Annotated in this window: 7 protein-coding genes; 6 read left to right on the top strand and 1 reads right to left on the bottom strand. The window is 47.5% G+C overall.

Features of this window, described 5'->3' with window-relative positions; translation table 11 throughout:
• From hscA to fdx, 4 genes are all read left to right on the top strand, one after another.
• On the top strand, positions 1–1,857 hold a 1,857-nt coding region (hscA, locus tag ACTHSP_RS17255; protein WP_440346533.1), incomplete at its 5' end, for a Fe-S protein assembly chaperone HscA.
• An 82-nt stretch (positions 1,858–1,939) separates the two neighbouring features.
• Positions 1,940–2,569, top strand: coding sequence for a GIY-YIG nuclease family protein (locus ACTHSP_RS17250; RefSeq protein WP_440346532.1), 630 nt, complete (start codon positions 1,940–1,942; stop codon positions 2,567–2,569).
• Positions 2,566–2,928 carry a TIGR02328 family protein gene (locus tag ACTHSP_RS17245; protein ID WP_308887977.1) on the top strand — a complete coding sequence of 121 codons (363 nt, stop codon included), beginning with the start codon at positions 2,566–2,568 and terminating at the stop codon, positions 2,926–2,928. Before ACTHSP_RS17250 ends, ACTHSP_RS17245 begins: the two co-directional genes overlap by 4 nt.
• Before the next feature lie 92 nt (positions 2,929–3,020).
• Positions 3,021–3,362 (top strand): ISC system 2Fe-2S type ferredoxin, encoded by a 342-nt coding sequence (fdx, locus tag ACTHSP_RS17240; RefSeq protein WP_314052195.1) that lies wholly within the window; start codon positions 3,021–3,023, stop codon positions 3,360–3,362.
• Positions 3,363–3,439: 77 nt separating this feature from the next.
• On the opposite strand, the gene ACTHSP_RS17235 is transcribed toward fdx, so the two are convergent.
• A complete protein-coding gene (locus ACTHSP_RS17235; protein WP_049351592.1) occupies positions 3,440–4,060 on the bottom strand; it encodes a hypothetical protein in 621 nt (206 codons plus the stop codon).
• Positions 4,061–4,376: 316 nt separating this feature from the next.
• Here ACTHSP_RS17235 and iscX point away from each other — a divergent pair, with 316 nt between their 5' ends.
• Positions 4,377–4,574, top strand: a complete 198-nt coding sequence (gene iscX / locus ACTHSP_RS17230; RefSeq protein ID WP_003682097.1) for a Fe-S cluster assembly protein IscX — start codon at positions 4,377–4,379, stop codon at positions 4,572–4,574.
• Positions 4,575–4,746: 172 nt separating this feature from the next.
• The coding region (gene metF / locus ACTHSP_RS17225; protein WP_440346531.1) for a methylenetetrahydrofolate reductase at positions 4,747–5,478 on the top strand (732 nt) is incomplete at its 3' end.

Below are 5,478 nucleotides of genomic sequence, written 5' to 3'. Positions count from 1 at the left end.
GCTCTTTTGCAGATTTCAGAACCCGGCATGTCCGCCGCCCCCCATCAACACCGCCTCGCCGTAGGCATTGATTTAGGCACAACCAACAGCTTGGTTGCCACCGTCCGCAGCGGTAGCGCAGTCTGCCTGCCAGATTCAGACGGCCGCGCCACCCTGCCTTCGGTTGTCCGTTATTTGGATGGCGAAGTTGAAGTCGGCAAAAACGCCCTTTCCGCCCAAAAAACCGATCCGCTCAATACTATCAGCTCGGCCAAACGCCTGATCGGCCGCACCCTTACCGACCTCGCACAAGAGGCGCAATACCTGCCCTATCGATTTACACCCAATGAGCGCGTGGTCGAGTTAAACACCCGTCAAGGTGCGAAAACGCCTATCGAAGTATCGGCAGAAATCCTCAAAGCCCTCAAATTGCGCGCCGAAGAAACATTGGGCGGCGATTTGGTCGGTGCCGTCATTACTGTACCCGCTTATTTTGACGATGCCCAACGTCAAGCCACCAAAGATGCCGCGCGTTTGGCGGGCTTGAATGTCTTGCGCCTCCTTAACGAACCGACTGCCGCCGCGATTGCCTACGGACTGGACAACTCCTCAGAAGGCACGTTTGTCGTTTATGACTTGGGTGGCGGCACGTTCGACGTATCCGTATTGCAACTGACCAAAGGCCTGTTTGAAGTGAAAGCCACCGGCGGCAACAGCGCATTGGGCGGCGATGACTTCGACCATCGCTTGTTCTGCCACCTGCTCGAACAAAACGACCTTTCCAAACTCAACGAACAAGACAGCCAACTTCTGCTTTCCCTTGTTCGTACCGCCAAAGAAAAACTGACCACTCAAACCGAAGCCGTCATCGAAACCTCACTTTCAGACGGCCATAAAGTTCATACCGTCATTACCCGCCAAGAGTTTCACAATCTGACCCAAAATCTGGTACAAAAAACCATCGAGCCTGTCAAACAGGCTTTGAAAGATGCCGGCGTAACCAAGGCGGATGTCAAGGGCGTGATTATGGTTGGTGGCTCTACCCGCATGTTGCACGTTCAACAAGCGGTTGCCACATTCTTCGGACAAACCCCGCTGAATAACCTTAACCCTGACGAAGTGGTCGCACTCGGTGCCGCCATACAGGCAAACGTCCTTGCCGGCAACAAAACCGACGGCGAATGGCTGCTGCTTGACGTTACGCCTTTATCGCTCGGTCTAGAAACCTACGGTGGTCTTGCCGAGAAAATTATCCCGCGCAACTCCACCATTCCTACCGCACGCGCGCAGGACTTCACCACTTTCAAAGACGGTCAAACCGCTATGACGATACACGTCGTACAAGGCGAGCGCGAACTCGTTTCCGACTGCCGCAGCCTTGCCAAATTTACCCTGCGCGGCATTCCGCCCATGACCGCAGGCGCGGCGCGTATCCGCGTTACCTTCCAAGTTGATGCAGACGGCTTGCTGTCCGTTTCTGCCCAAGAACAAAGCACCGGCGTACAGGCGCAAATCGAAGTCAAACCTTCCTACGGCTTGGACGACGACACTATCACCCAAATGCTCAAAGACAGCATGAGCAACGCCGCCGAAGACATGGCGGCACGCGCCCGCGCCGAAGCCGTGGTAGAAGCCGAAAGCCTGACCGACGCCGTCAACGCCGCCCTTGAGTTGGATAGCGATTTGCTTGATGCCGAAGAGCTTGCACAAATCCAGCAAGACATCGCCGATTTGCAAGGTCGTCTGAAAGACGGCAACGCCGAAGACATCCGCGCCGCCGTCGCCAAACTCAGCCGCAACACTGACAACTTCGCCGCCAAACGCATGAACCGCAACATCCAACGTGCGCTGACTGGACAAAGTGTTGATAATATTTGATGACGAATAGTTTCAGACGGCCTTTGATAAAAAGGCCGTCTGAAAAGATGTCATCTCACAGAAATAAAAATAAAGGACAATAATGGAAAAAGTAGGTATTGTCTACCTGATGAAAACCGTCATCAAAGGTGTATATAAGATTGGTATTACTGACGAAAATAATTTTGAAATTAGAATGCGCCATTTGGAAAACAACGGCTACGCAAACGTTGCCGGATTAGAACGCATTCTAGCCATTAAAACCGACAACTATAAAGAAAAAGAAACCTTACTTCATGAAATTTTCGGCAAAAGCCAAATAGGAGAAACTGAGCTTTTTGCAATTGATGAAAATCTTGTAAAAAGGCTTTTTCTCTCATTAAGAGGCGAAATTGTATTTCCTAAAAATGAAATAGCAGAGTTAGGTTTTGAAAAAACTGTCAAAGAACATCATCAAGAAAAAATCTTTGAAGTAAACAGAAGTGCATTTATCTCCTTTATTAAGGAAAAGCACCAACAAAATCCTTCCATATTAAGAAATCTCATCTCTTCAGAAAATGCATATAAACCCAAAAACTCCAAAGTCCGTCTATATAAAGACGAATACTTTGGAAAAAGCGGATCAAAGCTAACCACTGAAATTGAAGATGGTCTTCACATTTATACTACCTACTCAAAAAAGGATTTGAAGATAGCTTACGAAGATTACTCAAAATTATTTGAATCACAATGAGACTCTGGCACCAAACCCTTATCCCCCTACTCCCCCGCGCCCAGCTTTTGGGGCAACACCGCGAATGCGCCGCTTTACGTGGGGCGGGTTGGGGCAGGCCGCATGCGACGGTGAATTATGTCTTCACCCATTCGCCTTACAAGCTCTATCTGTATCACGCACTGATTATGGAAGAGATGGAAAAGCGCGGCTACAAGCCTGACGTTTTATGGAAAGACCCGTTGTATCGCGGCAAAGCGGTGGTACCGTACCATGCACATGAAGCCGAAACAGCCTCTTCACCCATTTACGCCGAACACGATGATGCTTATTTAGATGAATGCTTGGAAAACCTAAAAAGTAAAGGCATCATGTTATAAACCCATTTTTCAGACGGCCTGAATATTGAATACCCAAGGCCGTCTGAAACCACTTTAACCACAACCACTCTTAAACAACCGAGACAATAAAAATGCCAAAAATTACCGTACTCCCACACGCGACATTATGCCCCGAAGGCGCGGTTATCGAAGATGCACCGAAAGGCCAAACCGTCCTTGACGTACTGCTCGACCACGACATCGAAGTCGATCACGCCTGCGAAAAATCATGTGCCTGCACCACCTGCCACGTGATTATCCGCAAAGGTTTTGACAGCCTGGAAGAACCAACCGAATTAGAAGAAGACCTGCTCGACCAAGCATGGGGCTTGGAAGCTGATTCACGCTTGAGCTGTCAGGCAGTCGTTGCCGATGAAGATTTGGTTGTAGAAATTCCTAAATATACAATCAACCACGCTCGTGAAGACCATTAAAACTAGGTTTAATGAAAAAGGCCGTCTGAAACCATGTGTGTTATGGTCTTCAGACGGCCTTTTGGTTATGCAGTAAATTATTTGATATGAGGAAAAATAAAACGCATACGGGAAATCTGCATAGCGGCCACTTTCTGCGTGGCGGAGTAATTTTCGATTTTTTCTTGCATTCTGATTTGATGCAGATTGCCGTTATGCTTAGGAGCAGATTTTTGAGGCTCGCTTGTCGCCTGTAACTCTTGCTCTGTTTTCAACGCTTCCTCTGCCTCGATGGCCGAAAGTGCAGCCTCATCTCTTACCAAACCGAAACGCTCGATAATGACATTGGCTTCATCTATATAATGAGATTTGTCCGCGCCATTTTCCAACACCGCATCTTCAAGCACGACCGACAAATGCTTGCCGCAATTTTCGATACGCTCTGCGATACGCGAATAAACCATCCAACGTTTCAGCCTCAACGCGCCTGCATCGTCATTGGGTGAAGCGGCATCCAGTTTAATCAAACCATAATGCTTGCCGTAATACAGACGAAACACCAGCTGCTTCAAACCTTCTGTTTCGTCCAGCATCCGATAAAATTCGCGAACCAACAACAGCAAACGGTCAAATGCGTCTGCTTTGGCCAGATACTCTGAATCATCTGAAGCAAGCGCGTAAATCAGTTTGGACAATTTGGCGTTGAGTGCGTTATTCATCATTTTTCCTTTTATTTTTACGTGATGGATTTCGTATTAAGAGCCGTTCCAGATGATTTGGTTGCATTGGGATAATGTAAATTATTCATGCGCAAACCATCATTAAAAACGGAATAAAATATATAAAACGGCAAATTCAAAGCGAATGTGCCGTAGTTTTTAAGTGCCGTGCTGTATTTTAACGCAAATATGCTATTTTGTTAAAAAATACCCGCATTATTTATATCCGCATCTACAGTAAAACATTCTGGCAGTCCGCCTACTTCTTGATTAAAATGTTCACCAACAGCCTAAAGACCAAATAAAGGAACACATCATGAAATGGACAGATACCCAACGCATCGCCGAAGAACTCTACGACTTACACGGCGACAGCATCGATCCGAAAACCGTACGCTTTACCCAATTGCGTGATCTGATTATGGCTTTGCCTGAATTTGACGATGATCCGGCGCGTTGCGGCGAGCGCATTCTCGAAGCCGTACAACAAGCATGGATAGATGAAGCAGAATAAGCTTTCTTCCCCTTCCTATCAAACAAGACCTTAGGCTGTTTTTTCAGACAGCCTGAGGTCTTTATTAAATCTATTCATACAATTTCGGAAAATTTCGAAATTGACTCATACTGACCTCAAATTTATTATGCAGTCTGACAACAAATAAAAGATATGCAGAAGGTGCATAAGCATGAATCACGCTAGAGAAATTAACGCATTAAATCACAGCCTTTCCGATTTGAAAGGCGACATCAACGTTTCATTCGAATTTTTCCCGCCGAAAAACGAACAAATGGAAACCATGTTATGGGATTCCATCCATCGCCTGCAAACCTTGCACCCGAAATTTGTTTCCGTAACTTACGGTGCAAACTCAGGCGAACGCGACCGCACACACGGCATTGTTAAACGCATCAAACAAGAAACCGGCCTTGAAGCCGCCCCTCACTTGACCGGTATCGATGCCAACCCTGACGAGTTGCGTCAAATTGCCAAAGACTATTGGGACAGCGGTATCCGCCGCATCGTTGCCCTGCGTGGCGACGAGCCGCCCGGCTACGAGAAAAAACCTTTCTATGCCGAAGATTTGGTCAAACTGTTGCGCTCCGTTGCCGACTTCGATATTTCCGTAGCGGCCTATCCTGAGGTGCACCCGGAAGCCAAATCTGCCCAAGCGGACTTGATCAATCTGAAACGCAAAATCGATGCGGGTGCAAACCACGTTATCACCCAATTCTTCTTCGACGTAGAAAGCTATCTGCGCTTCCGCGACCGTTGCGTGATGATGGGCATCGACGTTGAAATCGTTCCCGGTATCCTGCCTGTAACCAATTTCAAACAATTGGCCAAAATGGCCCAAGTGACCAACGTCAAAATCCCAAGCTGGCTGTCTAAAATGTACGAAGGTTTGGATGACGACCAA

Source organism: Neisseria sp. P0001.S005 (genome assembly GCF_051963715.1).
Note: the sequence above shows the minus strand (reverse complement) of the source record. Positions and strands in the feature narration are given on the sequence as shown.

What these genes read in the sequence shown, in the direction of transcription:
- ACTHSP_RS17250 (WP_440346532.1), top strand. Translation starts at nt 1,940, where the DNA reads ATGGAAAAAGTAGGTATTGTCTACCTGATGAAAACCGTCATCAAAGGT.
- iscX (WP_003682097.1), top strand. Translation starts at nt 4,377, where the DNA reads ATGAAATGGACAGATACCCAACGCATCGCCGAAGAACTCTACGACTTA.
- fdx (WP_314052195.1), top strand. Translation starts at nt 3,021, where the DNA reads ATGCCAAAAATTACCGTACTCCCACACGCGACATTATGCCCCGAAGGC.
- ACTHSP_RS17235 (WP_049351592.1), bottom strand. Translation starts at nt 4,060, where the DNA reads ATGAATAACGCACTCAACGCCAAATTGTCCAAACTGATTTACGCGCTT.
- ACTHSP_RS17245 (WP_308887977.1), top strand. Translation starts at nt 2,566, where the DNA reads ATGAGACTCTGGCACCAAACCCTTATCCCCCTACTCCCCCGCGCCCAG.